This is a genomic window from Flavobacterium sp. (genome assembly GCF_046155325.1).
Lineage (GTDB): Bacteria > Bacteroidota > Bacteroidia > Flavobacteriales > Flavobacteriaceae > Flavobacterium.
The window spans coordinates 1-4,595 of record NZ_JBJXDQ010000061.1; the positions used below are offsets into that span (position 1 = coordinate 1).

The following is a 4,595-nucleotide window of genomic DNA, read 5'->3' on the forward strand; positions in this document are numbered from 1 at the left end:
CCGGAAGTTCAGTAGTAAAACCAATCATCAATGGTTTGTATGGTAGTAGAGTTCCAATTTTAAACAATAATGTGAGGCTTGAAGATCAAGAATGGGGTATAGAACATGCGCCAAATTTTGACATTAATTCAGCAGGAAAAATTACAGTCAACAAAGGAGCCTCTGGGTTACAATATAGTGGTGATGCTGTAGGTGGATTAGTCATTATAGAGCCTATTGTATCAAAAAAAGACACTCTTTTTGGAAAAACGATTGCCAATTTTGATTCTAATGGTCAGGGCGGTTCCCTGAGTTCTAGTTTACACAAAGGGAATAGTAAAGGCTGGAGTTGGAATGCTTTGGGGACATTCAAATATATGGGAGATAGAGAATCTCCCAACTATGTTTTGTCGAATACAGGAAACCGAGAAGCCAATTTTACAGCTGACTTGAAATATATAGGAAAAAAATTCGATCTGTCTTCTTTTTATAGTTTTTACAATGCTAGAATTGGAATATTGAGCGCATCGCATATCGGAAGTAGTGCTGATTTGTATTACGCTATAGAAAATCTAGTCCCCGATGTTATCAATGATTTTACTTATTCGATAACTAATCCAAAACAAGAAGTGCAACATCATATTGCGAAGCTTAGCACAAATTACTATTTCAATGAAACTGCCGTATTATCTTTTCAGTATGCCTTTCAGTTTAACAAACGACTAGAATTCGATGTTAGAAGAAGAAGTTTTTCGAATATTCCAGCCTTAGACTTAGAGTTAGCAACTCATTCGTTAAATGTAGATTTCAAAAAAAAGCTACACGATTGGGATTTTAAATCAGGAATTTCCGCATCTTATCAAAACAATGTTGCTAGTTCTGAAACCAAAATTCGTCCTTTGATTCCAAATTATACAAAAAAAGACTTGGGACTTTACGGGATTGTTACCCATCGATTTTCGGATTCTTTTTCGATAGATTCAGGTTTGCGATTGGATATAACCAGTATCAATGCTATCAAAGATTATCTAAAAACGCGCTGGGATAAAAAAGGGTATACTCCTGATTTTAGTTCCTTTATATTTCAAGATTTAGGCACTCAGTGGAGAACAAACCCAAGGTTTAATTTTCAGAATATTTCAGCAAGTATTGGCTTTTTGAAAGCGTTTGATGACAACTTAAAATGGTTTGCCAACATAAGTTTTGCCTCAAGAAATCCGAATGTTTCAGAGTTTTTTAGTGATGGTTTACATCATTCTACAGGAATTATCGAAATAGGTGATCTGGGTTTAAAAAGAGAACAATCTTTGAAGTTTTCAACCACTTTACAGAAAAAATGGAACGCATTTTATCTTGAAGTTAATCCGTATCTAAATAGGATTCAAGATTATATGTTTTTGAGTCCAGTGGGAATTGAAGAAACTATTCGAGGAACTTTCCCCGTTTGGGAATACCAGCAAACAGACGCTATACTTAGCGGAATTGATTTAGAAACACAATGGAATTGGAACAAAAAATGGCTGCAAACTTTTGCTATGGCTTATGTAAATGGTCGAGATGTTTCTCAAAACGAGGCTCTGATTGATATGCCAAATTTTATTATGAATAGCAAAATTCAATTTTCGAAAAAAGAATGGAAACAATTAGTATTAGAAATAAAAGGAGATTTAGTTTTTAGGCAAAATCGTTTTCCAGACAATAATTTTACAGCAAATATTCTTATTGATGGTAATTTAGAAACACGTACAGTCGAAATTAGCAGTCCTCCACCCTCTTATCAATTATTGCATTTTTATTCAGAGGCAAAATTTAAAACTTTCAAAAAAAGCATTACAACATTAGTATTTTCAGTACAAAATATATTCAATACTAATTATCGAGACTACCTAAATAAGCAGCGGTTTTTTGCTGACGAAATGGGCAGAAATATACAAATCAAATTAAAAATAAATTATTAAAATTTAAAATAAAAAAAATGAAAACTTCAAATCAAATTAACAAAGTACAAGTTTTAAAAAAATCAGTTGTATCAACTCTATTATTAATGTCATTTTTTACATTTTTATCATGTAATAATGATGACCCAACAATTGTAAACGAAGAGGAATTAATCACTACCGTAACAATAGTGCTTAAAAATGGGGAACAAACGATCACTCTGAAATCAACCGATTTAGATGGTTTAGGACCTAACAAACCCGTACAAAGTATTACTGGAACCATTTATACCAATACTGTGTATACAGGAACAGTTACATTCCTTAATGAACTAATTACTCCTGCGGATAATATTACGGAAGAAGTCTTGACAGAAGGAGTTGATCACCAATTGTTTTTTCAAGCCCCTGCTGCTTTAGGAAGTTTTGCTTATGCAGATACAGATGCCAACAGTAAACCTATTGGGTTGCAATTTACTTTTACAACAGGATCAACTGCAGCTTCTGGTAACCTTACAGCTACTTTAAAACATGAACCTAACAAAAGTGCTTTTGGAGTTTCTGGAGGTAGTATTAGTAATGCAGGTGGTGAAACCGATGCAGAAGTAACCTATTCAATTCAAACATTAGCAAAATCAATTTAAACATTATAATTCAATTCATAAATAAAGCCAACTCAAGTTTTGAGTTGGCTTTATTCTTTTTGCAGTGTTCGTTAATAAATGACAATTCAGTTATAAGCTGATTTTTTGTTATTAAATTAGGAAGAATCTTTAAACGATTTTATAGTTGATTTTAACATAAACTTCCAAGTTCTCATACCATAAAGAATAAATCAAAATGGTAACTTTGCTTCCGATTATTCGGAATTGCCAAAATTTATGCTAGAAAACGATAACAACATTGAAGTATTGGGTGCGCGGGTACACAATTTAAAAAATATAGATGTAAAAATACCTCGTGAAAAACTGGTAGTAATTACTGGTCTATCGGGTTCGGGAAAATCTTCTCTAGCTTTTGATACGATTTATGCCGAAGGACAACGCCGATATGTGGAGACTTTTTCGGCCTATGCCCGACAATTCCTGGGTGGATTGGAACGTCCTGATGTCGATAAAATTGACGGACTTTCGCCCGTGATCGCCATAGAACAGAAAACTACTAGCAAGAGCCCTCGCTCGACTGTAGGAACAATTACTGAAATTTATGATTTCCTACGTTTACTTTATGCTCGTGCCGCCGATGCATACAGTTACAATACAGGTGAAAAAATGGTGTCTTATGACGATGAGCAAATCAAGCAATTGATTACACATGATTTTGCAGGAAAACGAATCAATATTTTGGCACCCATTATTCGCGCCAGAAAAGGTCATTATGCTGAATTATTTCAGCAAATTGCCAAACAAGGCTTTTTGAAAGTCCGCATTAACGGAGAAATAAAAGACATTACCACAGGTATGAAACTCGACCGTTATAAAACGCACGATATTGAGATTGTGATTGACAGAATGGTTATTGAGGACTCCGAAGAAAATAAAAAACGCCTGACTGAAAGCATCAAAACAGCTATGTATCAGGGCGAAAATGTGTTGATGATTTTAGACCAAGACACGAATGAAATTCGCTTTTTTAGTCGAAACTTAATGTGTCCTACAACTGGAATTTCCTATCAAAATCCAGAACCCAATTTATTTTCATTTAATTCACCAAAAGGAGCTTGCGACCATTGCAAAGGTTTAGGAACGGTGAATGAAATTAATATCAAGAAGATAATCCCCAATCCAAAATTATCAATAAACAAAGGTGGTTTTGCACCTTTGGGCGAATACAAAAGCAGTTGGATGTTCAAGCAATTGGAAATCATTGGCGAAAAATACGGCTTCAAATTGACTGATCCTATTTCGACCATTTCCGAAGAAGCGATGGAAATGATTTTGAACGGAGGAAAAGAAAAATTTTCTGTTGAATCGAAAGTTTTGGGTGTAACCAAAGAATACAAAATTGAGTTCGAAGGGATTTCGCATTTCATAAAAAACCAACATGACGAAAGTGGTTCGACGACAATAAAACGTTGGGCAAAGGAATTTATGGACGAAGTAAATTGTCCAGTTTGCGAAGGTTCTCGATTGAAAAAAGAAGCTTTGTTTTTCAAAATTAATGGGAAAAACATCACCGAATTATGCAATATGGATATTTCGGATGTTACGGCTTGGTTTCTGGAATTGAACTCCCATTTATCTGATAAACAAAAGACAATTGCGACGGAGGTTATCAAGGAAATAAAAGATCGATTGGCTTTTTTAATGAACGTAGGTTTGGATTATTTGGCTTTAAGCCGCAGCTCAAAATCGCTTTCTGGTGGCGAAGCACAACGCATTAGATTAGCCACACAAATTGGCTCACAGTTAGTAGGTGTTTTATATATTTTAGATGAACCAAGTATTGGTTTACACCAAAGAGACAATGATAAATTGATTCATTCTTTGGAACAATTGCGGGACATTGGCAACTCAGTCATTGTAGTTGAACACGATAAAGATATGATTTTACGTGCCGATTACGTGATTGATATTGGACCGAAAGCAGGAAAACATGGTGGCGAAATCATTAGCATTGGAACCCCAACCGAGACATTAAAATCGAATACGATTACTGCGCAATATTTAAACGGAAAAA

The 4,595-nt window shown here is 34.6% G+C and carries 3 protein-coding genes; all 3 read left to right on the forward strand.

What is annotated here, in order from left to right; translation table 11 throughout:
• Positions 1-1,937, forward strand: a 1,937-nt coding sequence (locus ACKVOD_RS04060; protein ID WP_409208198.1) for a TonB-dependent receptor, incomplete at its 5' end; no start/stop codon positions are given.
• A 17-nt stretch (positions 1,938-1,954) separates the two neighbouring features.
• On the forward strand, positions 1,955-2,560 hold the full coding sequence (locus tag ACKVOD_RS04065; RefSeq protein ID WP_409208199.1) for a type 1 periplasmic binding fold superfamily protein: 606 nt from the start codon (positions 1,955-1,957) through the stop codon (positions 2,558-2,560).
• Positions 2,561-2,797: 237 nt separating this feature from the next.
• Positions 2,798-4,595, forward strand: a 1,798-nt coding sequence (gene uvrA, locus ACKVOD_RS04070; RefSeq protein ID WP_409208200.1) for an excinuclease ABC subunit UvrA, incomplete at its 3' end; no start/stop codon positions are given.

Excerpts from the sequence above, each read along its gene's own strand:
- ACKVOD_RS04065 (WP_409208199.1), top strand. The coding sequence starts at position 1,955 with ATGAAAACTTCAAATCAAATTAACAAAGTACAAGTTTTAAAAAAATCA.